We start from the raw sequence: 23,635 nt of genomic DNA, 5'->3' as shown, positions 1-23,635 counted from the left end.
TAGGTTTCAGGTAGCCTTTAATTAAGCGTCAAGCGGGGGCATGGGACTGCCGCTTTCGCCGGCAGCGGCAGTGAGCTCGGCGAATTCTGCAGGGTGACGGCGGATGTAGGAGCAGACGGTACAGAAGTCGTCTTCACACACGAGGCAGTAGTCGGCATCGAGCTCGTCAAACTGGGGGAATTGTATGCGCAGTTTTTCAATGCTGCTGTTTGGGGTGGCGGCTTGGATGGTGGCGCCGTGCTGTTGGTAAAGGGCGTGGGCGCGATCGATGATGTTGGGGGTGTCGCGAACGCCCCATTGGCGCAGGTATTCGGCGGTTTCGGGGGCGAGGGCGTGTTCGCCCCGGCCATCGGCAATCAGCACCACGAAGCCGTCGTCTTCCATCAGAAGGTCGAGGCTGAGGTAGGCGAGCAGGGCGCGTTGGGCACCGCTGTAGCGTTCGATAAAACGGTCGCTGTGGCGGATGCGGTGTGTCCACACGTTGAGCATGCGGTACATTTGGTTGATGGTCATCATGTTATCGGGCATTTTGTTTTCCGTTCGGGGCTAAACTTCGATTTTGTTGGGGGTGAAGGTTTCCCATTTGTTGCAGGCGGGACAGTGCCAGAAGAATACTTGCGATTTGAAATGGCAGTGGCGGCAGCGGTACATCACGTTTTTCTGCAGGGTGCGCCCGATCACGCCGCGCATCATGTCAGCATCGCTCTTCCAGGCAGGATCGAGGTTGTTCAGGCGCAGACCGAGCAGGCGGTATACGCCGCCGAGGTCAGGCTTTTGGCGCACGAGTTCCACGGCGGTTTCGGCCGCTTTTTCTTCGCCGTAGAGCAGCAGCGATTTTTCGTACACTACGTTGATTAAATCGAGCTGGGGAAAGGTTTTCAGGTAGCCTGTGAGCACGGCGAGGCCGGCGGCGGCTTCGCCTTGGGCATCGTAGGCGTCATACAGTTTTTCGCCCACCATGCTTAAGTAGGCATGGTTTTGTTTTTCGATGGCGGTGTAGGCGGCTACGGCGGCGGGGTAGTTGCCCAGCTTTTGCTCCAAGTCGCCGAGAATCATGTTGGCGCGGGCGCATTTGCGGTTGGCGTCCAGTGCTTTGGCAATATTGGCACGGGCTTGCTCGAAGTCGGATTTGAACAGGGCAGCTTGCGCCAGCTCACAATAGAATTGGGCGATTTCGAAGCGGTAGGTTTGTTCGTCGTGGCTGAGCAGCTGGGCAGTGTCGATGGCTTTGGCCCAGTCGCGGTCTTGCTGGTAGATATTCAGCAGCACTTGGCGGGCTTGGGCGGCCATATTGCCTTGCTGCAGGCCGAGGAAAATCTGCTCGGCGCGGTCTACCAAGCCGGCGCTTTGGTAGTCTTGCCCGAGTTCAAACAGCACTTGGTTGCGCTTTTCGCCCACGGTTTCGGGCGCTTCGAGCAGGGCTTGGTGCATGCGGATGGCTTTGTCGTTTTCGCCGCGCTGGCGGTAGAGTTTGCCCAGGGTGAGGTGCAGCTCGTAGGCGTTGTCGCCGGCGGGCAGCAGGTCGGTCATGTCGGCCAGGTGGCGGGCGGCGCTGCCGAGGTTGTGGTCTACCAGGGCATCCAGGCTGGCGTAAAACGCGGTGGGCACGGATTTGGCCTGCTTAAGCACGGCTTTCATGTCTACCCGGGCGGCAAACCAGCCCATGGCAAAGAAGACGGGCAGCAGGATAATCGGGGTGAGCCACCACCAAATATTGCCGTCCATGCGCCTATTCCTTCACCGGGGCGGCGTTGGGCACAGGCTGAGTGGCATCGGCGGGCGCGGGCGTTTGCAGCTGCTCCTGCGCGATCCGGGCGTTTTTGCGCACTTCGTTGCGCAGGCGGTTGTTTTCATGGCGCAAGGAGAGTAGGCGGCCAAACATGGAAAACACGCCGAACACCGCGCCGATAACGAAAAACGCCAAGAGCAGCAGAATCAGCGGCAGGCTGATTTCGCTGCCGGGCAGGTAGCTGAAGCTGACGAGATGGGTGTTGAATGCGGCTAAAACGATAAAAACCGCTAAAAGCAGCAGTTTGATGATGAGCGAAAACAGTTTCATGAAGCTAGGCCTTTCGTCATGCGGGCGGGAATGGATATCAATGGTGAAGTGTAAACTATTTGAGGAGTTTCAGGTAGCCTGCCGGGCAGTGGGAAGGCTACCTGAAAATATGTTATGATGGTTTCATCTTAAGTAAGTTTGCTGTCATCTAACCTGCATTAAGCGGCTAACCATTTCAACAATAATAAAATATCCAATCAAACCCTGCCGGCCGGATTTTTCTCCCACTCGTTAAACAAATTAAGGAGCAATCTGATGTCTGCAACTGCTGTTACCTCTGTATCTGAATCCCTATTCAAACTCGGCCTGAACCAGGCGCTGCCCGTGAGCGAGCAGGCCACCACTTCACGCACTGTGCTGAATAACGACTTGCTGCGTGTGGTGGCTTTCACGCTTGATGCCGGCCAAGTGCTCACCGAGCACACCTCTACCAAGGCCGTGGTGGTTACCCTACTGGAAGGCGAGATGGATTTCTCCATCGGCGCGCGCCACGAAATCCTGCATGCGGGAGATGTGGTGTATCTTGCCCCGAACGAACGCCATGCGTTGAGTGCAGTGAGCGCTTGCCGGATGCAGCTGGTGATGGTGAACGTGGATTGAGCTTGGTGCCTCGGGTGTTGAAGCTACCTGAAAATGAAATAGCAGCTGGATATGGCTATTTTTCAGGTAGCCTTTACCCCTGATTCCGGGCTACTTGAAAAACGATTTACCCACACAGTCGCTACAAATTTTAACCTAGGGCTAACAGTAGATTAAGAAAACGGTTTGTTACAATGCACCCAATGTTCTGCATTGGGTTTTGGCCGCGTAAAAGGCCAATCCGCCTAGAGAACGCCAATTACATTCCAACATGAAGGGAGTTTGAAAATGAAGTTTTGGCAATCTACTGCATTAGCTGCTTTGGCCGTGGGCATCGCTGCTCCGGCATTTGCTGCTGGCGGCACTGTGTCTTATGTCTGCCAACAAGGCAAACAGGTGGATGTGAGCTATCAGTTCAACAGCCGTGGTAAACCCGTGTCTGCGCGCGCCCGCCTCAACGGCAGCAACCGCAACATGGCTTTCGATGCGCGCCGCTCTGACAGCACGGGCACAGCGTTTAAAGACCGTGCCGGCTACAACCTGACCGGCCCGGTGCTTACCGCCAGCAACTACCGCAGTGAAGAAGGCATCAGCATCCTCTCGCCGCGCAGCGAATTCCTGTATAAAGACTGTAATCCGCGCCACAACGAGCCTGCCCGTCAAGTGCCGCCCGCCGCAGCCCGTAGCGGCAGTGTGGCCTACGTTTGCCAGCAGGGCCGCCGCTTGAATGTGAATTACCACTTCAATTCCGCCGGCGTGCCTACTAGCGCCGAGCTGAGAGTGAACAACCGCAATCTGCGTTTGCCGTATAACCTGTCGGCTTCCGACAATGTGGACACCGTATTCAGCGCCAACGGCTACCGCCTGACTACCAATGCTATGGATTCGGCCAACTACCGTAGCCAAGATATCATCGTGAGCGCGCCCAACGGCCAAATGCTGTATAAGGATTGCTCTCCTGCCCGTTAATTTGGTGCGGTGGATAAACAAGCAGGCACAACTTTGCGATTGTGCCTGCTTTGTTTGGCTATGGTGTTTCAGGTAGCCTTGGTGTTTCAACGATGCTCAGCAGCTTTTCTGCTAAATCGGTTTTAGCCAAATCAGAGAAGCGGATGCTCAAGCCGTCGGCCAAGTCGTTTACCACGATGAAGTCGTTGCCTTTTGAAACGTGATCGCCCACATATCCACATTCGGTGCCATGGTATAGTCTGAATAGGTGAATACACGGATGTTGCCGGAGGGCGGTATCGATACATGGGCTGGGAATATCGCCGGCGTGGGCAGACGGCAGCTCCCACAGAGAGAGATATTGAGTTTGAAGGGTGTACGTATGGCAGTAAGTAAAACAGGCTACCTGAAAAGGTAGCCTGTTTGGGATTTGGTGCCGGCGGCAGGAATCGAACTCGCGACCCCCTGATTACAAGTCACGAGAATTTTATATAACCCATTGATTTAGCTAATTTACCGCTTGCTAAAACTTTGGATACCTTGGCCGTATTAAACCACACGCTGGCAAACTTTGTCCAAACTCTTTATTAGCCATCTTTGTACTGGCTGTTGTCTAATTAGGCCATGCCTTAATCAACCCGTCATGCCGTGCCGCACAGTCGTTATACAGATGCACCACTTCCAGCGCCCACGGCAGTATTACCTTGCCCGTTGTTCCCGACAATTCGGGCAGCCTTGGGCAGGGCATAGCCAAATCGGCCGGCGGCTCAATGGCGCTCGGCAATGGCGGCGTTGAGGACTTGCACCCCGGAAGCATCAACGCAATCGCCAGTAAACACAGGCCGCTCGATAATTTGCCGTACCACTTCACGCCTTACCCTCACTTTCTCGTCCGCTTTGGACTTCTCTTGTTGATATTCCACGCTTGCCGCATGGGCGGTTTTTTGATGCTTCTGCTTTTGCTCGGCCAGTTTGGCATTGATGGCTGCCGTGGCCGCATCGTAGCCCGCTTGGTAGCGTTGCCTGCCATACCAATATTCCCCGCCTACCACCGCCGCCAACAGCGCGGCAAGGGCAAGTGGTTTCCAGTATTTCAATATCCATGTCATAGGATTCCTTTCTTTATGTTGCATAAAGTCTGGTGATTGGGGTATTATGGCCGCATCACTTTACATAGCGGTTCAAACGCCCCGACAGCGCGGCTTTTTTATGCCTGATATTTTTCAGGTAGCCTTCAATGGCGGGTCGAGAGAGCCGAATACAATACCCGAAAGGGGAATACGCTCCGCCGACTATGTACGGTGATTGAAGCCCGCCACCTATCAAGTGGCAATCCAATCAATTTACATAGGAGTTCAGCAATGAACGCAATTCAATCTTTTCAATTCAACAACATCCCCGTTTCTTTCCGCCAAGACGGCTACCTGAATGCTACGGCTGTTGCTACGCATTTTGGCAAGCTTCCGAAAGACTACCTAAAAACCGAGCAAACTCAAGAATATATAGTTGAGCTTGCTGATAATTTGAGCAAGAGGAGAAAAATCCTCTTGGATAAAAATCAACTGGTTATTGTCAAACACGGTGGCAACAATCGCGGCACATGGCTACACCCAAAGCTGGCCGTCCACTTCGCCCGCTGGCTCGACCCTAAATTTGCCGTATGGTGCGACGAACAGATTGAGCAGATTCTTTCAGGTAGCCTGACACCCCGCAAAGCCCTACCGTCCGGCCTGACCTACGAGCAGCAGGAACAAGTCAAAGCCTTGCACCGTATGCTGGTGGGCGCCGTGCCGAGAGAGCATCAGGCCAAGCTGGCCATTACCTTGTGGAGCAGCATCAAATCCAAATTCAAAGTCGGCTACAAAGACGTGCCGCCCGAACAGTTCCTTGAAGTGTTGAGCCTGATGAGCCGCGTGGCGGTGGAGAAGGGCGTACAGTACAGCGAAGCCGACACCGTGAATTTGGAAACCGTGCCGAAGCTGTTTGCCAATCAGGCCAATATCCCGTTCAACCTGAACCGCAACGCCTACTACGCCGTTACGGTGAAGGGCGGCAAAATCTACCGCCATCTCGTCAGCCACATCACCTCTCCGTATGAAGACGGCATGATTCCGTGTCTGGCGCATCAGGTGTAAGATACTATTGTTTCCGATAGCAATATCGGTAGGAATCTGTTTCCCGCTAGGTTGAGACAGTGACAACAGGGCATCGGGCAACCGGTGCCCTTTGCCTTACCCCTGGATTTCTGAGGGCAAATCGTTTATGATTCGCGTAGTCGTCAGTCTCCATGCCGCCGCTCCGAGATTGATGATTAGAGACCCCGCCAACCCGCCTGTTTGCGGGGTTTCGCCTGTTCGGGCAGTTTGTTCCTGCCGGCCATGGTTACGCCTCGTTTCTGCTCAGCTTCCCGTCGCTCGCGAGCAGCGGCAGCGTATAGCGCCCTTCTGCGGGATAAGCGGGTTTGCCGCCTTTGTTCGGCCATAGGTAGGCAATCACGCGGCTCTTGGCAAACGGTTTGATATTGACCGCGTCGCCCTGGTTGCCGCCCAATACCATCAGGTTGCCCTGCCTGTCCTGACCGACCACAAAGCCCACATGCCCGCCGCCCTGCCGCTCGAATACCACGATGCAGCCGTAGGCCGGCTTCGCCAAACGGGTTGCGCCTTTTGCCCAGGATTTCGCCCGATACCATTCTTTTGCAATATCCCTGCCGGCTGCCTGCAGACAGTGGCCGACAAACGTTCCGCACCACGGCGTTTTGGTATCGCTCCACCAGCCTTTCAAAGCCCGCACCCACATAGGGATGGTTTTTAAGCCGCGGGCATCCCGTTCGTGCATACCAATGTATTTTCTTGCTTCGTCAATCCACGGCAATTCTGTCATTTCGTTTCCTTTCTGGTTTTCAGGTAGCCTAAAATTCTGCCGTCTGGCGGCGTGCCTTGAAGGCGGGATTAGCGCGGCAGCTGTCGGCAAACTCTTCCAGCCTTTTGGTGTACACGGCGGCGGTGTGCAGGGATTGGGTCAGCAGTTCCACGGCCTTGTCTTGGCCGGTACCGGCCCTGATTTGCGCCGCCGGCAGCCGGGGGGCGGCGGTGCTGGGTTTCGGTTTGCTGCAGACGGTCGGGTAGTGGGCGGGGCCGGTGCAGGCCGCCAGGCCCAGCAGTGCGGCGGTCAGGATTATTTTTGCCATAGTCTGTTTATCCTTCTCAGGTTGTTAGCGGTCTCGCGTCCGACTTTTTCAGGCGGCCTGAAGGCGGCGGCCGGATGTTTGGCGGCCAGCTCGGCGCGCATCTGTGCCAGTTTTTGCGCCTGGGCACGGAGTTCCGCCCGGCTGCCGGCATTGTCCAGCTTGGCGCTTTGCAGTGCGGCGGTTTGGCTCTGTATCAGGCCGTCCTGCGCCACCATGATCTCCAGCAGTTCGTCCCGCTCGGCCGCCAAGGCCGCCAGTTCGGCATTCTTGCCCGCCAGCGCTTCGGCAAAGCCGTACCACGAATAGGCGGTAAAGCCGGCCAGCGCCCCGCAAATCACGATGGCGGCGGTGCAGTGTTTGGGCAGTCTCGGCTTCATGATGCCCCTCCTTGTTCGTCCCGAGAGGCCGCCGGCCGCCGGCCGAGGATGCTGATGGCCTTGTTGGTGCTGTTCGCGCCGTAGCAGGCGCAGATGTAGGCCAGGTAGAAATCGAAGTGCAGGCTGCCTTTATATGCCTGCCAGCCGATCACCGCGCTGCACACCACATGCCCGCTGAGCATCACGACTTTGGACAGGCTGGCGGTACCGCCGCCGTATCCGGTCAGTAAGCCCCTCATAGATACGCTCCCAATCTCGCGGCGGCGGTTTCCAACTGCGCGCGCGTTGCCGCGTCCAATTCCTTTTCCGCATACACGGCCAGATAGCCTGCCACGCGCCCGCCTTTTTTAACGGGGTAGCGGTATACCCGCCGCACGCCGTAGCCGTGTGCCAGCAGGTCGGTATTCAGGCTCGGCGTTTCGTCCGCCGTGCCGTCGGCAAAGTAAAAGCCCTGCTTCTCCGGCTGCCACGCCGACACGCCACTCTGCCCGGCTAGGATTTTCTCCACCGTGGACTTGCCGCTTAAAATCGGCAGCCACGACAGCCCGATTTCCGACACCATGCGCTGTTCGTCCTGCTTGGTTTTGGCAAATACCAACAGCCGCCCCTGATATTCGTAGGGGTTGCTGCTCGGTACGAATTTGTAGCCCAAAACGGCCTGCAGGTCCGCCATCGCCACGCCATCCGCCGCGCTTTCGGCTTCTTTGTTTTCCACAAAGCCGTGCGGGGATTGCAGGTAGGGCGCAGCCGACCCTTCTTTGTGCACCCCTTCGATTGCCGTTTCCGCATTGGCCCGGCTGAAACGGTCGACCAGCGCGATGGGGTCGGTTTTCCACAACACCAGTGCCGGGATGCCGGCGAGAAATAGCAGTACGCCGCGCCGGAAACCGACCTGCCGTAAAAAATCGGCAATGATTTGGTATTTATCCTGTTCGGACATTTCATCCTCCGTTTTCAGGCGGTGCCGCCCGCAGTGCCCAGACCGTGCCTTAAATCTTGATGCAGGCGAGCAGTGCGATGTTGCGCGGGCGAGTCTCGCCGCCGCCTTGAGCAACAGTCATATGGTCGGTGTGGGTGGTCAGCGTCCAGTTGTTGCCACTGCCTTTGTTGTTGGCCAAATTGGCATCCAAGTGATAGTTCTTCTGATTGGCACCGCCTTGACTTGCGCCCAATACAACGGCAGCCGGGTCGCCGGCCTGCATTGAGGTTTTGTTACCGTATTCGGTTTCGCGCGGCATGGTTAAATCATCGTTGTCCGACCAAAATACCCCTGTTGGGTGGTAGTGATTGGCAACGGCATGCCCCTGTGCCGAACCGAAGGCACGCCCGCTGTCCACGCCGCGCCCATCGTCCCAGCCGCGCACAAATTCGGCGCGCAGGTCTGGCAGGTTGAAGGTGTTGCGCCCGTCGCCGGCGCCGTAGGTAGTACCGATGGCGGCAAACAGCGCGGCATAAGTGGTGCGGGATACGGCGGCACCGTCGGCTTTGAGCCAGCCTGCCGGTGCGGTTTGGCCGGCGAAATACATCACGGCGCCGCTGGGCAAATCGTTTGCGACAGCTTCTACCGCCTTGTCGTATGCCGCCTTAACTGCTTTAGGCGTGGCGGCCATATCTTCGCGGTCGCTGTTGGTGGCAGATGAGAGCTGTACAATGCCGGCCTGTGTAGTGCTGGCTTTCAGTCCTTTGCCCGCATGTACCGCCCATTTCCCTGTGTTGTTGCCACTGTTCGGGTTGTGGGTGTTGGCATCCACTAGGCTGATGTATTCGGTGTCTGATGCATCATTGATGAGCACTGCGCCTTTGGGATAGCCACCGATGGCATCGCAAAAGGCTTGGTCAAAGCGGTAGCGCCCGCCTTGGTTTTGCCAAACGGTGTGCGCGCTGATTTCGTGCAATATGCCGTTCATGTCTTTGCCGCTGGGCGGTTTGCCGCCGACTGAAATCGGGGTCATCGTGATGTTTGGGAAACCCTCGGCATAGGTGGCGGCCTCCTGCGCTAGAGAGCCGTTGCGGGTGACGGGGATACTGTTTTTCAGACCGTCCGCCGCCCAAGGTTTGGAGAGCAGTTTTGGCTGTGGCATGGTTTAAACTCCCATAAAAAAAGCACCCTCGCCGAAGGGTGCCAGGTTGGCTTCAATATAGCCGAAGGTTTTGTCTGCCTCCGGCTCGTAAAAATCCAGCAATACGCCGCTGGGGCGCGGCAATAAGTCACTTTGGCGGATAATGGCGCGTTCCACGGGCAGAAGGTAGAACTCAAACACATAACGCGCGGCCATCGTGCCGTTTTTCACAAAATACGCGCGCCCGCGTGTACCGAACATCTCACGCAGCAGGCGGTTGATGTGTGGGGCGGTGGCGTGAATGATGTTACTCATGGCTTTGAGCATAATCACGCGGCGGTAGGTGTCGTCGTCCAAACGGTAGCGTCGCTCCAGGCCTTCACCAGTGCTCCACACACCGCTGCCAAACGGAGTAAAGCCCTGCGCAAAGCCGATGTATTCGTCTTGCGCGCTAATCATGATTTCTCTCTCAATACCAACAATCGCCCCCCAAATATCCAACCCAAAACCTTGTGCGGTGGACACGTTCCACACGGTATCGTAAAACCGCTGTTTGTCTGTGCGCGGGTCTAGGCAGTCGTCAAACCGCCGTATCAGGCGGCAGATGACTGGGCTGTTGGCATATTGGCTGATTAAGGTTTCGCCCACGGTTATCATACGCTCACCACTTCGATATTTTCGGCGCGAACAACGGGCGTTTGGTCGATACCTACTGTTACGGAATTGCCCATACTACCTGCCGACAAACCGATTTCCACATCCAACACATGCACCTGCGGCACAGCTTTTACCACTGGAGCAACGTAGCCAATGGCATATAGATTTGCACCGATGCGCCCCTTGAAGGTGGCAATGACGGCTTGTTTGATGGCCGTTTCCGCACCAACAAATGCGCCGCGCTCAATTTTGATACGGAAATGCACCGGCAGTTCGTTCGGGCGCATAAAGGCTACCTGATAGGCAGGCTTCGGGTCGTTGTAGTTGTGGTCGTACACTGTGATTTCGGTGTTGCCATTGAAATCGCAGCCGCTGCCCGCGTAGCGTAATACAGCTTCAGCTACCGCCGTATCATCACCACCCACCGCTGCCACATAGATACTGTGCGGCTTGAGCGTGTAGTTGGTCGCGCCGGCCTGTACGCTTTGGCCTTTCGGGTTGTCAATGACGTACACATCACGCACACCGTCCAACGCAAACACGTTGGCATACACTGCCTGCGGCGTTCCGTGGGCATTGATGGCCACGCTGCGCCGCCTGCGTTCGGCAAATTCGGCGCGGCTCTCTTCCGCCCGTCCGGGAACGGCGGGGTGCGGGTTATCCACCCTATCCAGCCCCACCAAGGCTTGATAAATAATATTTACGCTGTGGGCGGGTGCTTCAATCTGCCCGGCAGCAATGAGCGTGCCGCTGACTTTCCCGCTGATGGGAATGCCGATTTCCTGCTGCAAAGCCCATTGGTTGCCTGCCTCATCCTGCACGATGAATCCCTGCGGAATCTGTGTGCCGGGCAGGCCGATAAACTCGCACACCACCACCGAATCGGTGGCTGGCTTGCGTTGCAAAAAGTAGATTTGCGCGATGGCATCCTGCATCACGCCTTCGGCATATTCTGGGTGGATTTGATTGACCAGTTCGGCAATCAGGTTGTTTTTGTCGGCAATCACGGCGGCTAGAGAAGAGGCAAGCTGCCCCTGCGGCGTTTCCAAATTCAGGTTCAGGCCGCCACCGAAGGCATCATTGAAATCGGCAAGCACGCCGTTCAGCACTTCGGTTTCAGTCGGAATCTGCAAGCCCTGCGGTGTGAAGCGCACTGGTGGAACATTACTGTTCATAGCATTACCTCATATTGTTTCTTGGCATCATCGGTAAATTTTAGGCTACCTGAAAGCACACGCCCGTCGCGCAATTCGGCGGCCACGTCTGCCGCCACCACGCCGGGGACGGACAAGGCAGCCTGTACCAACCGATGCCGGTACAGCGCGAACGACTGCTTTTTGCCCAGTGTTTCTTCAAAATAGGGGACACCCTTTTCTGTGTCGTAATACAGCTCCCCGACGAACAGGCGGGCGGCAGAGGCCACATCCTGCGCCTTGGCGTATGGATCTTTCGCCAGCGCAATATTGCCTGCCACATCCAAGGCCAAATCCCAACTTTGCGGGTCAAGATAGAGGGTGTTCATTGCGGTTCTCCCGTGTTGCCGCTGCCTGGCTGCACATCTCCATGGACGTGATGCAGTAGGCTGATGTCTTTGGCCTTCACATCGCCGTCGGCAGAAATCCCGCCACCGCCCGTGAATTGCGCCGTGGTTTGGGTGTTGGCTTGAAAAGTTTGCGAGGTGCTGCTCACGCCGTTTTGCGCCTTCAGTACGATATTCTTGCCTTCCATTTCGATGTCGCCGGGGGAGAACAACTTAATACCGCCTTTGAAGAACATGATGTACTGCTCTGGCGTACCGTTCAGGAAGCCGCCGAAATAGAGGCCGTCCGAATAATCGAAACGCCGCCTGCTCTGTGGGGCGGACGGCGCTTTGTTCTGTTTAACACTCGAAATGTCACGGCTGCAAAAGCCGCACATGCCAATGTCGCCCGGCTCGGGGTCGATAATCACGGCGTTGCCGCCGCCCTGTAATCGGAAATACGGCACGTTGTAAATGATGCCGTGCGGCGTAACCGTGCCGTCGCCGCTGATTTGGGCAACCAAGGGTTGTACGTCCACCAGCCCGACAGGGGCAAGCCCGCCCGCTTTGGTTTTAACCACGCGCACCAGTGTTACGGTTTGGATGCGTGAGACGATACCGGACACTATCGCGCCAATTTCGCCCGCGCCGCCTTGTGACTGTTCTGGCCGGTATTGCGCCCGGCTATGTTGCGACTTTGACATTCGTATCCTCCACATTGGCGGCTTTGATGTTGGCCAGCCACTTGCCGCCCGGCACTTGGCTTTCCAAGTCCAGCGACAGGCCGAACACACGCCATCTGCCGTTGCATTGCTCAATCAGGCTACCTGAAATTTCAATCAGTCCGCCGAAACGCAGGGCTTTGTCGTACAAGCATTGCAGCTTCACGCCTTGCAAGTCCGGTATCGGGTAGCCGATTAGGCCGGTGGCCGGGCTGACTATTGGCACATCAATCATGCGTGGCTGCCCCCTGGGGGTGATAGCAACTGTTTCGTTGTCGATGTACACATCTATATCGGCATTGGCGGCAATATGTCGGATTTTGTCCAGTTCGGTATTGTCCAAATACTGGTTGCTGATTTTTTTCTGCACGCCGTTGTTCTCAAAGCGCCTGCCCATGCGTTTGCAGATAGCTTCGATCGCCTGTGCCACATCGGTTTCGCCTTCGTGGCTGACCGCTTCGGCGGGCTTGAGTTGCCACAAAACGGCGGTATGGCTCTCGATAACCAAGCAAATATCCGGCGCGCCACCCATTTCGGGGTAGGCAAACGTGATGTTGCCTGTATAGACCACGCTCAGGTTGCCTTGTTCGCCGGCCTCCACCTGAACCAAATTCATCATCGACTGTTCGGTGTTCCATTTCACCCGCAACAGCTTCATGATACTGTCCAGCTTCAGGCCGTATACCTTGATTCGGGCAGAGGGCATAACTGCACCGTTGCCATAATTGATTTGGCAGGAAGTGCGCAAACCCTCGACAACCAGCGTATCGTTGCCTTTTGCGTCCCACACGTCTTTTTCCTGCCCCAGCTTGATGCTGACGCGCAGGATTTTTTCTTTAATGCCCATTGCGGTACACCAAAATAAAGCGGCTGCCCAGTTCCTGCCATTGCGGGTCTAGGCTGCCTGCGGTATCGACTAAATAAAGCTCGCCGCGAAAGCCGCGATAAGCCTCGCCAACCAGCGGCATACCGTGCAGGCATACCCGTTCGCGTATCAGCACGCGCCCGGCTGCCGACACGGTGGCATACAGCCTGCCCAATCGCGGCAGCAGCGATATGGTTACTTCCTGAGAGCCCAATGTGGCACTCACTTTCTGCACCGGGACAGGTTTAAGGGGGATTTGGTAAATCATTTCAACCCGAACCCCTTTCTGAACGTATCGGTTATTTTCCCGAACCCATCACTGGCCGCTCCGTACAGTTTTGAAGCTATGGATTCGTTGTTTTGTATCGGCTTGGGCTGCACCTTGCCTCCGTCTGCCTGTGCCTGTGCGCCGTCCGGCTTAGTTTTGGTGTATTTCACTTCCACCTGCCGTACTTCGGCCAAATGGATATTAACCTTCAACAGCCGCGCCCCGTCTGAAGCTTCGCGGGCGTAGTCGTAGCCGGTAATCGCCATGTTCGGGTACACCGCTTCCGGCGTGATAACTAAGAACAAATCAGTGCTGTTGGCCAGCGTATCCAACAAACCGAGAAATGCGCCGCGCTCGAACACTCCGCCGCTGCCCTTGCTCATCTGCACCGTTACCGTGAACGGAACGCCAACTTTGTTGTAGCTGGCGAACGAACCGCGTTCAATAGGCGCATTGGACACTTTGGAAGTGTTTTGATGCTTAACTGACATTACGTTGTCTGACAACAGCAGCGGAATGCCGTTTTGTCCGAAAATGCCCCAATAGTTGCCAAAGATGGCCTGAATTAAAGCGGCGCCGCCGAACTTAATCAGCGCGCCGCCTGCGTTTCTCGGCAACTTGGGAACATTTGGAATGCCGATTGAGTTCCAAGCCATAACAAACCTTTCTCACACCATCGCCGGCATAATCTGTACCAGCCTGTTACGGGCGGCGGCAGAGGCATCCGCCATTGTGCCGTCTATGGTACTGGCTGAAGACTGCACATGGATGCCGCCGTTGATGGCGAACTGCATGTTGCTGTTGTTGGTAATCTGCTGTGCCTGCTGGCGGGCGACAGCCCCTTGTTGCAGGGATTGTGTGCCACGGGCGGCACCGGCGGCAACGGCTTGCCCGCCTACGGGTCGGCTGTTCAGGTCAGACAATACTGCGGCGGCCTCATCCAGCCGCCTTCTTCTGTTCACGCCCCGGTTGTCGCCTTGGCGGGAAGCAATTGCTTGGGAAATGGCATTGATGTTGCCACTGCGAGCGGCGTTTACCAAAGACGGCAATTTATCCAAGCTGCCGTAATTGTAGGCAACCGAAGTAATGGCGGCCTGTGTTTTGGCCGGCAGGCGGTCAAATTCCGCCGCACCGATTTTCTGACGTGCTGCATTTCTGAAAAGTTGCGCCCTGCGTGCCAAATCGCGCTCCGCATCCTCGCGGGTAACAGTATCGCCCTGTCTCACTCTGCGAACATTGCCGTTGCGGTCGGTGATGGTATCCGTGCCATAGCCTAAGCGGTAAGCGTTTACGTCCCAATAGGTGCGGCTGGAGAAACCTTCATGCTTCCTAATCATGGCGAGCGTTTCTGCCATTGCGGAGTTTTGCCGTGAACCGCCGCCCAACCACGGCTGCGAGCTGTAGCTGGCAGGATGGATGTTATCCCTGCCTGCTTGGAAGCCGCCTTGGAAAGTGGCATGTTCCTCGCGGGCGATTTGCCCCAGCAGGGCGTTCATTTTCGCGCCGGTTTGGCCGTTTCGATTGTAGGTGTTGGATACCCCAAGCAGCCGCACGTTCGCCCCTCTGGCATGCAATGCGCGGATTTGAGCACGGATGCTGTCGGCGTCGTTCGGGTTGTTGCTCATACCGGATGACAGAATCACGGTTTGGCCTTGCAGGTTGCCGGAATAGCCGTTGATGAAGCCTAATACCTGCTGCGGATTAGCACCCACTCTGGTTGACCCTGTACCGTTTACCGCGCTGCGGTAGCCGTGAGCGATACTGTCGCCGAAGTAAATCGTACCGCCAGGGGAAAACATCTGTTTGGCGACACGCTCCCCTGAACCAAGGCTTCTTGCTGCCGCCTGAGCCGAGCCGGGCGCGCCGGGGGCGCGGCCTGTTACATAGTCAAGCGCACCAGCCGCTCGCTCTACACCGAAGCTAACGGTGTCAGTTATGACTTTGCCGGCCTCCCTCAGCACCCGCCCGGCGGCATTCTTGGCGCTTTCCCAGTCGCCTCTCATGATGCTAGCGAAGAGGTCGCCCAGCGCCTCGAAATAGGGCATTAAATAAGTTTTGATTTCCAAATACAAATTATGAAAACCGGTAGCGAGGCTTTTTACTGATACCCCGTTTTCGTCAATAAACCCTTTCAACCTCAGCCAATCGAACAAACCTTTCCCAGCTTCTGCCCAGCTTGTGTAGCCGGTGAGTAGGTAGGTAAAACCTTTAGTAAGGCTGTCCACTGATACCTTGGAGGTTCTGATGTAGCCGGTAAACGCGCCCCAGTTGAACAGGCTCTTTCCGCCCTCCGCCCAAGTTTTGTAGTCGTCATAGAGCAGCACAAACGCGGCACCCAAAGCAGCCACAGCGGTAGCAGCCAGTGCGAACGGAGCAATAAAGGCATACAGCGCCGTTACTGCCGACCACAATACCGGAATCAGTACCATGCCCAATACAAAAGCCAAGCCCTCAAAAACGTGCTTCATGGTATTTTCGTTGCGCATCAGGTAGTCGGCAAAGCTGCTGACCAGCTTCACCAGCCGCAGCAAATGCGGGGCAAGCGCATTGGCAATCATGTTTTTCAGCGCATCCCATTGCTGGTTGAGATAGGCGCGGGAGCGGGTCAGTTCGCGGCTGACGGCAATTTCTTTCTCGCCGGAGCGGTAGAGCCGGTCTTGCAAGGCCAGCATCTTTTCCATTTCGGCACGTCCGAGCAGCAGGGTGTTGATGGTGCCGTCGTCCAAACCCATGCTTTTAGCCAGATTGTAGGCCTGCACCCTGTCCATCTTGGAAAAGCGGTCGGCCAAATCCAGCATGATGCTGTCGAGGTTGCGCGCTTTGCCGTCGGCATTAAGCAAGGCGACACCAAAGGCATTGAAGAACGGCACCATGGAGGTGTCGCCCATGGTAGTGAGGCGGGTGATGCTCATGCTCAGCCCGGCCAAGCTGCCTTTCATTGCATCAGCCTGACCGCCCGCCATTTCGGCCATACCGCCCCATGCTTGGAGCTGGTTACGGCTCATGCCGATATTGCGCGAGAGGTTGTCTAGCTGTATGTTGGCTTCGGTGGTTTCCCGAATCAGCTTATCCAGCGCGTTTGAGCCAGTAACGAGGGCAAAGAGAGCGGCAGCGCCTTTTGCCACCTTTCCTAGTGCCTCTGTCAGGTTTTTGGCCTGCTTGACGTTCTGTTTAACCTTTTCGGCGTGTTTGTCCAGCCCTTTGCCGGATTTGCCGGTTTTTGCTTCCGCCTTCTCGAACGCCTCGGTCATGTCATCCAGTTTGGAGACCGCCTGCTTGGCTTCCCGACTGAATTTGGACGAATCAATGCCCAACTCCATGAACAGGGTATCAATTACTGTTGCCATAGCTATTCCTAAAAAAGCTACCTGATTTCAGGTAGCCTGTTGTGCCTTGTTGAAGGCATCGGTATTGACGATTTCGAGCAGGTTAAAGGCGTCTTCCAGACCATACACGGTTTGCAACTCGTGCAGGGTACAGATGCGGGAAGAAACAAGGGCGCCGATGGTTTGGGTCAGGTTCAGGTAGCCTTGCTGCCCTCCGCTTCTTCCCCGCCCGATACCGAGGTCAGGCCAAAGGCGTGTTGCAAAAAATCGGTATGCAATGCGAACACCTCCTTCCGCAAACGCCACAGAGTCGTGAAGTCTTCCACGTCGTTGAAATCCATATTCAGCGGGCGCGGCTGGCCGCCTTCGGGGATGATTTGCACGCAGTCCAAAAGCTCGTTCAAGAGCGGGATGGCGTCTTCCGGCTTGACTTTGCCCAATGCCCCCAGCGTTGCCCCAACCATCCCCACCATGCCCTGTTGGGGGTTGATATTGCCCAAGTCCACGCCACTGTTGGCCAAAGCCAAAAGGGCGCGCATCGCCCAGTTGTCGGCGTGGGCGGCGCTCATTTCGGTAATCAGGAACACGCGGCCTTTATCCCGCCCGTTCTCAATGGTGATTTGCCGGGTTTTCAGAGCCATCTTAAATCTCCTCTGGTTTCACCACGATGCGGAAGCTGTAGGTTACGGCTTCCAGCGTTTTCTTAGCCGTGGTACCACCGGGGATTTCCACCAAGAAGCCGGTGGCGGTGTAGCGGCGCTTCACTGATGAAATCTCTACCGAAAACTCCACCATGAACGTTTCCTGCCGTTGCAGGATGGCATTAGTGAGCTGGTCGAGGTAGTCGCGCGATTTGCTGGTAGGGGCAAGCTGGATGTTGAAGTCCACTTCGTGCGGGGTAAAGCCGCCGGATTGCTGGCCGTCTACGCCCATCATGGTTTCGCCGATTTTGCCTTGGCCAAAGTCGAAGGCGTTGTCGGCGGCGTAGCCTTCAATCTGTACGAAGTTGTCGTTAAAGCCCTTCACGCGCATCAGCAAAATGCTGTTGGCGGCGGTTAGGGTGCGGTCTGATACGGTTTGCATCTTTGGGTTCTCCAATAAAAAAGCCCGCAGATGCGGGCGTGGGAAAGGCTGCTTTATTAGGCAGCCCAAAAGCTAATGATGGTCTTCAATAACCAAGTGGCCGGTAATAACCACAAACACAATCGCGTCACTTGGCTTTCTGGTTGCTCCTGTCTCAAATGGAACAGATCGTAGGCCATCCATCCCCACAACAGCAGTAATATAGACACAATCCACCATACCTGAAGCATACCCTGCCAGTCGCCGGCAGACCATCCGAACAGGATAACGGCAGTGGCAGGAATATGGTAGGTATACAGGCGAACCTTGCGTGAATCAATATACTGTGCAAACGGCGATAGAATAGTTAGGATGACGTCCCACATTGAAACTCCTCCATTTGCATTAAAGACCCCGTAATGCAAACTCCAGATTGGTGCGGTTGTTACGGGCGGTATTAACGATACAAACGCGGTAAATCCGATGGCCACGAATAGTATCCAGCCATTTTTTAACATTAAGTACGGCGCCTTTTCCGAAAGCTGTAATAAATTGTTTAGCCGTCAAAATAGGCCCACCGTAAAAAATGGAAAATACCGCATGTGCTGCCATGAATTTTCGTGAGCATTCGCGGATTTGCAACATCATCTGGTCACAAACCTCTGCCACAGCCGGGGTAATATCACTTTCTCGAACATGAAGTGAATGGCTATACACTTGTTCAATAAACTCTACATAAACCTGTTTTTCCTCAATAGTTAAAGACATTATAAGCCTCCTTATATCAAAATTAAATGCCTTGTGGCACAAAAATCTGCCTGATTGCAGGAATAAATCAGGCTACCTGAAAATAGTTTCAGGTAGCCTGAATGTGGTTTGCCCGTTACTGGACGTTAATAGAGCCGAGGTTGATGTTGTGCACACTGCCGCCGTCGGTGTACCACAGCTTCATCGGCATAGACTGGCGGTTGCCGCGTGTCTGCGCCGAAGCGTTCTGAATCAGCAGGAAGTAGCCGGTACTTTCAATCTTCGCTGCGGCATCTACATGCGCTTCGTTGTTGATGAGGGCGCGTTGCTGTTCGCTCAACGGTACGCCGGGCTGGATGCTGCCAAAGTTTAAGGCCTCGTTAATCGGGTCTTGGCAGGCAGCACGTTGCAGGGCGATACCGACGGCGTTGTACGGCACGGCCTTGGCCGAGGTAAGCAAGGTCATCAGGGCAAGCTGCAACTGGCTGTTGAGGCGGATTTGGTTCGCATAGGCATCAATCCATTTCCACTTGCCGGGCATCTGGCCGGGATAAAGGAAAGTGAAGCGGTCGTTGGCGGTTGCCCATGCGCCGTAATAGTTGTAGCCGTTTTCTTTCAAGTTGTCGGCATCGGTGGCGTTGTCTACGTCCACGCTCAAGCCAGACTGGTTCTTAAAGGCTAGGGTGATGCGGCCTTGTGTTTCGGTGAAGTCGATGGAGGCAATCGCGCCACACAGGAAGGCAGCCTTGTCCAGCCCGCCGTAAATCGGGGCTGTTCCATCGTAGGCAGCGGCTTTCAGTTGCGCGCTGAGACAGGTTGTATTGCCAGTTTGCAACGCGGCGGCTTCTTTACCCCAGGCGGCGTAGAGGAAGCGGTTGTTCTGCGCGTTGCTCCATTTGGCCAAGGCCAGCTTGTCGGCCAGTTCAGGCTCAAACACGGTGGTGAAGGTGGCAAAATTCAAAGTGGATTGAACTACACCCTCCATCACGGTTTCCGCACTATCGCCATCGTTGCCTTTGGAAATCACCGCGCCTTTGGCTTTGGTCAGATTCAGGGCTTCAGCCAGTGTGCCGGTGGCAAAACCGATTTCGGAAGCCTTGCCTTGGGTGGCGGACACGATTTCAAACGCCTGTAACTGCTCGTCAAACTGCACGGTGGCACTGATAGCAGTACCGATTTTGGCAGCGGCATCACTGAAACTGGTGGCAGCGGCCAAACTGATGTTGTCACCGGTTTTGTCGCTGCCGTCGATGTTTACCTTCAGGTTGCCTGAAAGTTTCTTCAATGCGGCAAGGCTCATGCTTTTTACACTTGCACCGCGCAGATAGGCAGCCTCTTTCCCTACGTTGTAGGGGTAGAAATACAGCGTGCCGGGCTTGATGTGCGAGTTGTCGAAGCCTTTAAAGTACACTTGCGCGGCTTTAAACTCTTCACTGGCCAAGCCGAAAAACTCGCCGACTGCCGAAGCATCGGGGAAGGCGGTGTGTCTGCCGGTGGGCAGGTTTTCGTTTTTGCTCAAAAAGACGGCATTCATCGACAGGGGAGATCCGCCCGAACTAAGTACGGCGGGGTTCACACTGACGATTTTTGACGCGGGAATAGATTGGAACATGGATATATCCTTTACGGTTGAGTCAGGGTTAAATCAAAGGCATTTACAAACTTCCGTTGATGTTCGGTCTGCGGCGCGTAGGCCAGATGCACGGTAGTCATCCAGCGCTCTTCGTATTCGCTCTCTTCATTGGTAAGCGGCATGAAGCGGGCGGTGTCGGCATACAGCGGCTGGCAGGATTTCAGCCGTTCGCAGGCATAGAAATCGCGCCAAAGCAAAACGGTTTTCTGCGCCATCTGCCCCGCTTGTGTGCCATAGAAATCAAGCTGCATCTGTATTTCCGACTGGCGCGAGACGGCGGCGGTTTCATCCGCCACGGCGTAGGCATGTTCATTCGTGGCGGCGGCGGTTTCGTTTAGGATGTTCATCACCACGAACGGCGGCTTGGGCAACGGCACGTTGTTGCTGTAGCCGCGCACTACTTCGCATGAGAAAAGCCCGAGCAGCATTGCCCGGACTTCGGTGTAAATATCGTCTAATGTTGCCGCCATAACAGCACCTTGCACCAATCCGGCCAGCTTTCCACCACCTGTTTCACCAGCCATTCCGTCGTTTCTGTTTCGCCATAGGCCGCGAACACCAATTTATCCGCCCCTTTGGCATTTTGCCGCCTCAGTCCGTGGAACTGGCCGGTTACATAGGCATAAATCAACGTTCCTTGCTGCGCCAAGCCTTCAAACAAGGCCAAATCCTGCGTGCTGAGGGTTTGGGTCTGCACGGTTACAGGATGCTCGCTGTAGCCTGATTTGCGTTTCCCTGTGGCATCGGTGGTGTAGCCGCCGTTGAGTTTCAATATGGCGGGCAGGTTCGGATTGACCGACACTGTGGCGGCGTTAGCGATGGCTCTCAGGTTCATTCGTCCGTTACCTCGTATTTGATTGAATCGCGCATGGTTGTCGACCATTGCAGCGGCTTATCGTGGTTGCTGACAACGGTCTTGCCTTGTTGCACATCCCGAACGGCTTTGTAATACGCTGTGGCGGTTACGCGCGCAGGGCTGGTTGGGAAACGATATTTCAGCAGTTTGGTTACTTCGGAGTTGGGCGCAAAATTACCGTTAGTAATGGTTTCTTTTATATCCCCAACCGCAATTTCACCCAACTCCGAAAGAGACTGCCGCACATCGCCGCCGTTGGCCTGCATGAACTTTCCAGCCAGTCTTGCCCACTCTGTTTTTCTTTCTGCAATAGTATTGCGGAAGAAAGGCCGCGCGGGGGTTCTTGCCGTGCCGTATTCATTCCAGAAGGCCACTTGCGCCACGCTTTCGCCGTCCGAGCCGTCGTAGGTTGCCTGCTCGATGATTCCGACGCGCACCTTGGCCGTTTTTGTCTGCGCAACCATTTCGGCCAGTACGCGCCGGAATTTATCGCCGCCGCGCATGGCAACCTCCCAATACATAGCGGAAGCGGCGGTATTTGGCGGTAAGCTGCCAGTAGGTCGCGCCATAGGGCGTTTGCAGATACCAGGCGGCATTGCTGCCCACCGCGCCCATATCCGCGCTCACGGAGACGCTGCCTTCGGTGGCCGAAGCAATGCGCCCCACCAAGCCGCCCTGCGCGGCACGTTCAGCCAAGGCGGCGAAGTGGCGAACCAGCAGGAACAGCAGCATTTCGCGCTCTTCCAGCTTTTTCACAATGCTATGGTCGGTGTTGTCCAGCAGGCTTTCGGCCTGCGTGAACCACATAGCGAACTGGGCATCGCTTGCCTGCACTTCGGGATAGGCCGCCTGAAAACGCGCTTTGTCAAAGACGACGGCGGGCATGGTTACTCATCCTTGGCAGTGCTTACGCCGTTGGCCTTGTCGTCAGGGTTGATGGCTTCCAGCTTGGTTTCGTTGTCGGCCTTTTCCCTGGCTTCGGCTTTGGTGTTTTTTGCCTCTTCGTGAGCGAATACGAAGCCGTTTTTCACCATGTCACGGTCTTGGTGCGCTTCCAGCCAAGCATTGAAGAAATCGGCATCCACATCGTAAGTGATGCCGTGGCCGCCGATGATGTTTGAAGCGTTCGCGCCATTTAGTTCTACTGACTGACCGCCAACTTCGATAATCAGCCCGTTGGGCAGCTTGCAGCCAACGGTTACGGTTTTTTGTTTTGCCATTTGATTTTCCTTTGAAGTGAGAAAAGGCTACCTATTTTCAGGTAGCCTTGTTTTGCAGGCAGTTTAGCTCACGGTCATGGAAGCAATGCAGAACGGGCGGTAGATAATTGCGCCCCATGTGCCCTGCGATTTCTTCTGCTTGATGCTGGAGGCTTCCAAAACCATGTTGTGCGCACGCAATTTTTCGGTGAAACCGCATTCCAACGTGCGTTGGCCGTCCAACTCTTCCACGATCAACTGCACCATCTCGCCTGATGCGGCGGAATATTCCGGCACGGTCTCGATGCGCAGATTGGGGAAGTTCTTTTTCAGTTGGTCGGTAACGTTTACGTTGTACTGGTTGGTTTTGGTCAGCTCCACGCTGGCGGTGGGGCTGCACACCAGTAAGAGCGGTGTGTTCATATCAATCAGCCCGCCGGTTTGCTGCAACAGTTTTTGGAACAGCTTGCGGATGGATTCGTATACCTGCTCGCCGGTGGCGGTTGCCCATGCTTGCGCGGCAGCGGTAGCGGCCGGCAGGCTCGGGTCGTTGAGGATGCCGTAGTTCTGCAAACCTTTGATACCAAACAAATAGGATTTGTTCTGGAAGCGGTTGAGCGCGTTTACACTGGCCTGATTGACACGGTTCACATAGTCAATCTTGGCTTCGCCGGCGCGCGCTACTTCGCGTTCGCCCCAGCGGGTGAACACTTGGTAGTGGTAGCTTTGGCGTTGCGGGAAATTGACGTTGGCACCGCTTACGCCGTTGTTGTTGTAGTCGCCGTAGCTGGAGACTTCGCCGGTGGGCTCTACCAGCATGAACATAGCGGTTTCGGTCGTCCAGTCGCCCTTTTTCACTTCGCCGAAGATTTCGGCGGCCTTCATCGGCTGCAGGGCGACTTCAATCAGCTTCGGGTCTACATAGGTCAGCATCCATGCGGGGATGCCGCTGTTGCCGGTAGTGGTTAGCGCAGGCTGTGCGTCCATTGCCAAAGCTGCCTGAACCTGTTCGTTCATCAGCTTCTTGCCGCCGCCCATAAAGACGATGCCGGCATCGCGTTCTAATTGCTGTAAGGTATTCATTCAATTACTCCCATGTGGTGATTTTGGCCAGTTCGCCCGCTGCGGCTTTGGAAGCTACCTTGAAGTGGGTAAGGGTGTGGCCTGTTTCGGTGTCGGCGGCTGATGCTTTCAGGCTGCCATCGGTGTCTTTGGCAAACACGTTCTGCCCGATATCGGCACCGGCAGGGAAATACGCCCAGAAGTCGCCTGCTACAGCCAGCGTGATGATTTGGCCGGGCAGGATTTGATTACCGTGTTCCGCCAGATAGGCAGTGATGCTGGCTTGCTGTTCGCGGTGGACAAAGCCGATACGCGCGCCGGCGGTTTTCTTGTTGGACACTTTGCCGTCGGCATCCGCCCAAGCAAACACGCCAACGGTTACGCCGTCCGTGCCGCTAACGAGGGTGCCTTCACCCGCCAGCATGGAAGCGTTCGGGTTGTGGGCAGCAAAATCCCCCGCAACGGCGGGGGCTTGGTAAGATTTAACTGCTTTTTGGAATGACATG

The 23,635-nt window shown here is 55.6% G+C and carries 34 protein-coding genes; 3 read left to right on the top strand and 31 right to left on the bottom strand.

The features are described 5' to 3' along the window. Positions 1–21 precede the first annotated feature (21 nt). From A7P99_RS05665 to A7P99_RS05655, 3 genes are read right to left on the bottom strand one after another with little or no spacing between them, the layout of a single operon-like run. Positions 22–528, bottom strand: coding sequence for a DUF4375 domain-containing protein (locus A7P99_RS05665; protein WP_082880680.1), 507 nt, complete (start codon positions 526–528; stop codon positions 22–24). A gap of 18 nt (positions 529–546) precedes the next feature. Beyond that, the gene (lapB, locus tag A7P99_RS05660; protein ID WP_067447833.1) at positions 547–1,725 is read right to left on the bottom strand and encodes a lipopolysaccharide assembly protein LapB; all 1,179 of its coding nucleotides are present in this window, start codon (positions 1,723–1,725) and stop codon (positions 547–549) included. 4 nt (positions 1,726–1,729) lie between these two features. Further along, positions 1,730–2,059 (bottom strand): lipopolysaccharide assembly LapA domain-containing protein, encoded by a 330-nt coding sequence (locus tag A7P99_RS05655; protein WP_067447835.1) that lies wholly within the window; start codon positions 2,057–2,059, stop codon positions 1,730–1,732. 255 nt (positions 2,060–2,314) lie between these two features. Between A7P99_RS05655 and A7P99_RS05650 the strand changes: the two genes are divergently transcribed. Both A7P99_RS05650 and A7P99_RS05645 read left to right on the top strand, forming a co-directional pair. Continuing rightward, on the top strand, positions 2,315–2,659 hold the full coding sequence (locus A7P99_RS05650; protein ID WP_067441515.1) for a cupin domain-containing protein: 345 nt from the start codon (positions 2,315–2,317) through the stop codon (positions 2,657–2,659). A gap of 267 nt (positions 2,660–2,926) precedes the next feature. Beyond that, positions 2,927–3,607: a hypothetical protein gene (locus tag A7P99_RS05645; protein ID WP_082880681.1), complete on the top strand. Its 681-nt coding sequence runs from the start codon at positions 2,927–2,929 to the stop codon at positions 3,605–3,607. Between the two features lie 58 nt (positions 3,608–3,665). Here the strand turns inward: A7P99_RS05645 and A7P99_RS10065 are convergent, their stop codons facing one another. Both A7P99_RS10065 and A7P99_RS05640 read right to left on the bottom strand, forming a co-directional pair. After that, positions 3,666–3,818, bottom strand: coding sequence for a hypothetical protein (locus A7P99_RS10065; RefSeq protein ID WP_153705623.1), 153 nt, complete (start codon positions 3,816–3,818; stop codon positions 3,666–3,668). A gap of 535 nt (positions 3,819–4,353) precedes the next feature. Further along, a complete protein-coding gene (locus tag A7P99_RS05640; RefSeq protein ID WP_067686878.1) occupies positions 4,354–4,695 on the bottom strand; it encodes a hypothetical protein in 342 nt (113 codons plus the stop codon). A gap of 252 nt (positions 4,696–4,947) precedes the next feature. Here A7P99_RS05640 and A7P99_RS10445 point away from each other — a divergent pair, with 252 nt between their 5' ends. Beyond that, entirely contained in the window at positions 4,948–5,721 is a 774-nt protein-coding gene (locus tag A7P99_RS10445; protein WP_067686875.1) for a KilA-N domain-containing protein, read from the top strand. 247 nt (positions 5,722–5,968) lie between these two features. Here A7P99_RS10445 and A7P99_RS05630 read toward each other — a convergent pair whose 3' ends face one another. The 26 genes from A7P99_RS05630 to A7P99_RS05505 form a co-directional block, all read right to left on the bottom strand. Beyond that, on the bottom strand, positions 5,969–6,469 hold the full coding sequence (locus A7P99_RS05630) for a TIGR02594 family protein (RefSeq protein ID WP_067686872.1): 501 nt from the start codon (positions 6,467–6,469) through the stop codon (positions 5,969–5,971). Positions 6,470–6,497: 28 nt separating this feature from the next. Then, the gene (locus A7P99_RS05625; protein WP_067686869.1) at positions 6,498–6,776 is read right to left on the bottom strand and encodes a hypothetical protein; all 279 of its coding nucleotides are present in this window, start codon (positions 6,774–6,776) and stop codon (positions 6,498–6,500) included. Further along, a complete protein-coding gene (locus A7P99_RS05620) occupies positions 6,764–7,153 on the bottom strand; it encodes a hypothetical protein (protein WP_067445020.1) in 390 nt (129 codons plus the stop codon). Before A7P99_RS05620 ends, A7P99_RS05625 begins: the two co-directional genes overlap by 13 nt. Next, complete coding sequence (locus A7P99_RS05615) at positions 7,150–7,392, bottom strand: hypothetical protein (RefSeq protein WP_067686866.1); 243 nt, start codon at positions 7,390–7,392, stop codon at positions 7,150–7,152. Before A7P99_RS05615 ends, A7P99_RS05620 begins: the two co-directional genes overlap by 4 nt. Continuing rightward, a complete protein-coding gene (locus A7P99_RS05610; RefSeq protein WP_067449253.1) occupies positions 7,389–8,093 on the bottom strand; it encodes a hypothetical protein in 705 nt (234 codons plus the stop codon). The genes A7P99_RS05615 and A7P99_RS05610 overlap by 4 nt, the downstream gene beginning before the upstream one ends. A gap of 49 nt (positions 8,094–8,142) precedes the next feature. After that, positions 8,143–9,234: a phage tail protein gene (locus A7P99_RS10230; RefSeq protein WP_082881541.1), complete on the bottom strand. Its 1,092-nt coding sequence runs from the start codon at positions 9,232–9,234 to the stop codon at positions 8,143–8,145. A 3-nt stretch (positions 9,235–9,237) separates the two neighbouring features. After that, complete coding sequence (locus A7P99_RS05600) at positions 9,238–9,870, bottom strand: DUF2612 domain-containing protein (protein WP_067686863.1); 633 nt, start codon at positions 9,868–9,870, stop codon at positions 9,238–9,240. Then, entirely contained in the window at positions 9,867–11,045 is a 1,179-nt protein-coding gene (locus A7P99_RS05595) for a baseplate J/gp47 family protein (RefSeq protein ID WP_067686860.1), read from the bottom strand. Before A7P99_RS05595 ends, A7P99_RS05600 begins: the two co-directional genes overlap by 4 nt. Continuing rightward, positions 11,042–11,392, bottom strand: a complete 351-nt coding sequence (locus tag A7P99_RS05590; RefSeq protein ID WP_067686857.1) for a hypothetical protein — start codon at positions 11,390–11,392, stop codon at positions 11,042–11,044. Before A7P99_RS05590 ends, A7P99_RS05595 begins: the two co-directional genes overlap by 4 nt. Then, positions 11,389–12,093 carry a Gp138 family membrane-puncturing spike protein gene (locus tag A7P99_RS05585; protein ID WP_067686854.1) on the bottom strand — a complete coding sequence of 235 codons (705 nt, stop codon included), beginning with the start codon at positions 12,091–12,093 and terminating at the stop codon, positions 11,389–11,391. Before A7P99_RS05585 ends, A7P99_RS05590 begins: the two co-directional genes overlap by 4 nt. Next, positions 12,074–12,958 carry a hypothetical protein gene (locus tag A7P99_RS05580; protein WP_067686851.1) on the bottom strand — a complete coding sequence of 295 codons (885 nt, stop codon included), beginning with the start codon at positions 12,956–12,958 and terminating at the stop codon, positions 12,074–12,076. Before A7P99_RS05580 ends, A7P99_RS05585 begins: the two co-directional genes overlap by 20 nt. Continuing rightward, positions 12,948–13,202 carry a hypothetical protein gene (locus A7P99_RS05575; protein WP_231866520.1) on the bottom strand — a complete coding sequence of 85 codons (255 nt, stop codon included), beginning with the start codon at positions 13,200–13,202 and terminating at the stop codon, positions 12,948–12,950. The genes A7P99_RS05580 and A7P99_RS05575 overlap by 11 nt, the downstream gene beginning before the upstream one ends. Before the next feature lie 38 nt (positions 13,203–13,240). Then, complete coding sequence (locus A7P99_RS05570; RefSeq protein WP_067449041.1) at positions 13,241–13,900, bottom strand: phage baseplate protein; 660 nt, start codon at positions 13,898–13,900, stop codon at positions 13,241–13,243. Positions 13,901–13,912: 12 nt separating this feature from the next. Further along, a complete protein-coding gene (locus A7P99_RS05565) occupies positions 13,913–16,591 on the bottom strand; it encodes a hypothetical protein (protein WP_067686848.1) in 2,679 nt (892 codons plus the stop codon). A 173-nt stretch (positions 16,592–16,764) separates the two neighbouring features. Then, positions 16,765–17,211, bottom strand: coding sequence for a hypothetical protein (locus A7P99_RS05560; RefSeq protein WP_067528122.1), 447 nt, complete (start codon positions 17,209–17,211; stop codon positions 16,765–16,767). Position 17,212: 1 nt separating this feature from the next. After that, a complete protein-coding gene (locus tag A7P99_RS05555) occupies positions 17,213–17,653 on the bottom strand; it encodes a hypothetical protein (RefSeq protein WP_064103116.1) in 441 nt (146 codons plus the stop codon). Between the two features lie 56 nt (positions 17,654–17,709). Then, positions 17,710–18,018: a hypothetical protein gene (locus tag A7P99_RS05550; protein WP_067449047.1), complete on the bottom strand. Its 309-nt coding sequence runs from the start codon at positions 18,016–18,018 to the stop codon at positions 17,710–17,712. A gap of 19 nt (positions 18,019–18,037) precedes the next feature. Next, positions 18,038–18,400, bottom strand: coding sequence for a hypothetical protein (locus tag A7P99_RS05545; RefSeq protein ID WP_067449049.1), 363 nt, complete (start codon positions 18,398–18,400; stop codon positions 18,038–18,040). Positions 18,401–18,515: 115 nt separating this feature from the next. Beyond that, positions 18,516–19,991: a DUF3383 domain-containing protein gene (locus A7P99_RS05540; protein WP_067686845.1), complete on the bottom strand. Its 1,476-nt coding sequence runs from the start codon at positions 19,989–19,991 to the stop codon at positions 18,516–18,518. Between the two features lie 11 nt (positions 19,992–20,002). Further along, positions 20,003–20,482, bottom strand: a complete 480-nt coding sequence (locus A7P99_RS05535; RefSeq protein ID WP_067686843.1) for a hypothetical protein — start codon at positions 20,480–20,482, stop codon at positions 20,003–20,005. Next, complete coding sequence (locus A7P99_RS05530) at positions 20,467–20,847, bottom strand: hypothetical protein (protein ID WP_067686840.1); 381 nt, start codon at positions 20,845–20,847, stop codon at positions 20,467–20,469. Before A7P99_RS05530 ends, A7P99_RS05535 begins: the two co-directional genes overlap by 16 nt. Then, positions 20,844–21,371, bottom strand: coding sequence for a hypothetical protein (locus A7P99_RS05525; RefSeq protein WP_067528128.1), 528 nt, complete (start codon positions 21,369–21,371; stop codon positions 20,844–20,846). Before A7P99_RS05525 ends, A7P99_RS05530 begins: the two co-directional genes overlap by 4 nt. Then, on the bottom strand, positions 21,355–21,753 hold the full coding sequence (locus A7P99_RS05520) for a DUF4054 domain-containing protein (protein WP_067528129.1): 399 nt from the start codon (positions 21,751–21,753) through the stop codon (positions 21,355–21,357). Before A7P99_RS05520 ends, A7P99_RS05525 begins: the two co-directional genes overlap by 17 nt. Before the next feature lie 2 nt (positions 21,754–21,755). Beyond that, on the bottom strand, positions 21,756–22,088 hold the full coding sequence (locus A7P99_RS05515; RefSeq protein WP_067528131.1) for a hypothetical protein: 333 nt from the start codon (positions 22,086–22,088) through the stop codon (positions 21,756–21,758). A gap of 63 nt (positions 22,089–22,151) precedes the next feature. After that, on the bottom strand, positions 22,152–23,150 hold the full coding sequence (locus A7P99_RS05510; protein WP_067449062.1) for a major capsid family protein: 999 nt from the start codon (positions 23,148–23,150) through the stop codon (positions 22,152–22,154). Positions 23,151–23,154: 4 nt separating this feature from the next. After that, positions 23,155–23,634 (bottom strand): hypothetical protein, encoded by a 480-nt coding sequence (locus tag A7P99_RS05505; protein ID WP_067686837.1) that lies wholly within the window; start codon positions 23,632–23,634, stop codon positions 23,155–23,157. Between the last annotated feature and the right edge of the window lies 1 nt (position 23,635).

The sequence above is a fragment of the Eikenella sp. NML120348 genome, from assembly GCF_001648435.1.
Lineage (GTDB): Bacteria > Pseudomonadota > Gammaproteobacteria > Burkholderiales > Neisseriaceae > Eikenella > Eikenella exigua.
The sequence above is the reverse complement of the archived record's forward strand: the minus strand, read 5'-3'. Positions and strand labels throughout refer to the sequence as shown.

What these genes read in the sequence shown, in the direction of transcription:
- A7P99_RS05665 (WP_082880680.1), bottom strand. Translation starts at nt 528, where the DNA reads ATGCCCGATAACATGATGACCATCAACCAAATGTACCGCATGCTCAAC.
- lapB (WP_067447833.1), bottom strand. Translation starts at nt 1,725, where the DNA reads ATGGACGGCAATATTTGGTGGTGGCTCACCCCGATTATCCTGCTGCCC.
- A7P99_RS05655 (WP_067447835.1), bottom strand. Translation starts at nt 2,059, where the DNA reads ATGAAACTGTTTTCGCTCATCATCAAACTGCTGCTTTTAGCGGTTTTT.
- A7P99_RS05650 (WP_067441515.1), top strand. Translation starts at nt 2,315, where the DNA reads ATGTCTGCAACTGCTGTTACCTCTGTATCTGAATCCCTATTCAAACTC.
- A7P99_RS05645 (WP_082880681.1), top strand. Translation starts at nt 2,927, where the DNA reads ATGAAGTTTTGGCAATCTACTGCATTAGCTGCTTTGGCCGTGGGCATC.
- A7P99_RS05640 (WP_067686878.1), bottom strand. Translation starts at nt 4,695, where the DNA reads ATGACATGGATATTGAAATACTGGAAACCACTTGCCCTTGCCGCGCTG.
- A7P99_RS10445 (WP_067686875.1), top strand. Translation starts at nt 4,948, where the DNA reads ATGAACGCAATTCAATCTTTTCAATTCAACAACATCCCCGTTTCTTTC.
- A7P99_RS05630 (WP_067686872.1), bottom strand. Translation starts at nt 6,469, where the DNA reads ATGACAGAATTGCCGTGGATTGACGAAGCAAGAAAATACATTGGTATG.
- A7P99_RS05625 (WP_067686869.1), bottom strand. Translation starts at nt 6,776, where the DNA reads ATGGCAAAAATAATCCTGACCGCCGCACTGCTGGGCCTGGCGGCCTGC.
- A7P99_RS05620 (WP_067445020.1), bottom strand. Translation starts at nt 7,153, where the DNA reads ATGAAGCCGAGACTGCCCAAACACTGCACCGCCGCCATCGTGATTTGC.
- A7P99_RS05615 (WP_067686866.1), bottom strand. Translation starts at nt 7,392, where the DNA reads ATGAGGGGCTTACTGACCGGATACGGCGGCGGTACCGCCAGCCTGTCC.
- A7P99_RS05610 (WP_067449253.1), bottom strand. Translation starts at nt 8,093, where the DNA reads ATGTCCGAACAGGATAAATACCAAATCATTGCCGATTTTTTACGGCAG.
- A7P99_RS10230 (WP_082881541.1), bottom strand. Translation starts at nt 9,234, where the DNA reads ATGCCACAGCCAAAACTGCTCTCCAAACCTTGGGCGGCGGACGGTCTG.
- A7P99_RS05600 (WP_067686863.1), bottom strand. Translation starts at nt 9,870, where the DNA reads ATGATAACCGTGGGCGAAACCTTAATCAGCCAATATGCCAACAGCCCA.
- A7P99_RS05595 (WP_067686860.1), bottom strand. Translation starts at nt 11,045, where the DNA reads ATGAACAGTAATGTTCCACCAGTGCGCTTCACACCGCAGGGCTTGCAG.
- A7P99_RS05590 (WP_067686857.1), bottom strand. Translation starts at nt 11,392, where the DNA reads ATGAACACCCTCTATCTTGACCCGCAAAGTTGGGATTTGGCCTTGGAT.
- A7P99_RS05585 (WP_067686854.1), bottom strand. Translation starts at nt 12,093, where the DNA reads ATGTCAAAGTCGCAACATAGCCGGGCGCAATACCGGCCAGAACAGTCA.
- A7P99_RS05580 (WP_067686851.1), bottom strand. Translation starts at nt 12,958, where the DNA reads ATGGGCATTAAAGAAAAAATCCTGCGCGTCAGCATCAAGCTGGGGCAG.
- A7P99_RS05570 (WP_067449041.1), bottom strand. Translation starts at nt 13,900, where the DNA reads ATGGCTTGGAACTCAATCGGCATTCCAAATGTTCCCAAGTTGCCGAGA.
- A7P99_RS05565 (WP_067686848.1), bottom strand. Translation starts at nt 16,591, where the DNA reads ATGGCAACAGTAATTGATACCCTGTTCATGGAGTTGGGCATTGATTCG.
- A7P99_RS05560 (WP_067528122.1), bottom strand. Translation starts at nt 17,211, where the DNA reads ATGGCTCTGAAAACCCGGCAAATCACCATTGAGAACGGGCGGGATAAA.
- A7P99_RS05555 (WP_064103116.1), bottom strand. Translation starts at nt 17,653, where the DNA reads ATGCAAACCGTATCAGACCGCACCCTAACCGCCGCCAACAGCATTTTG.
- A7P99_RS05550 (WP_067449047.1), bottom strand. Translation starts at nt 18,018, where the DNA reads ATGTGGGACGTCATCCTAACTATTCTATCGCCGTTTGCACAGTATATT.
- A7P99_RS05545 (WP_067449049.1), bottom strand. Translation starts at nt 18,400, where the DNA reads ATGTCTTTAACTATTGAGGAAAAACAGGTTTATGTAGAGTTTATTGAA.
- A7P99_RS05540 (WP_067686845.1), bottom strand. Translation starts at nt 19,991, where the DNA reads ATGTTCCAATCTATTCCCGCGTCAAAAATCGTCAGTGTGAACCCCGCC.
- A7P99_RS05535 (WP_067686843.1), bottom strand. Translation starts at nt 20,482, where the DNA reads ATGGCGGCAACATTAGACGATATTTACACCGAAGTCCGGGCAATGCTG.
- A7P99_RS05530 (WP_067686840.1), bottom strand. Translation starts at nt 20,847, where the DNA reads ATGAACCTGAGAGCCATCGCTAACGCCGCCACAGTGTCGGTCAATCCG.
- A7P99_RS05525 (WP_067528128.1), bottom strand. Translation starts at nt 21,371, where the DNA reads ATGCGCGGCGGCGATAAATTCCGGCGCGTACTGGCCGAAATGGTTGCG.
- A7P99_RS05520 (WP_067528129.1), bottom strand. Translation starts at nt 21,753, where the DNA reads ATGCCCGCCGTCGTCTTTGACAAAGCGCGTTTTCAGGCGGCCTATCCC.
- A7P99_RS05515 (WP_067528131.1), bottom strand. Translation starts at nt 22,088, where the DNA reads ATGGCAAAACAAAAAACCGTAACCGTTGGCTGCAAGCTGCCCAACGGG.
- A7P99_RS05510 (WP_067449062.1), bottom strand. Translation starts at nt 23,150, where the DNA reads ATGAATACCTTACAGCAATTAGAACGCGATGCCGGCATCGTCTTTATG.
- A7P99_RS05505 (WP_067686837.1), bottom strand. Translation starts at nt 23,634, where the DNA reads ATGTCATTCCAAAAAGCAGTTAAATCTTACCAAGCCCCCGCCGTTGCG.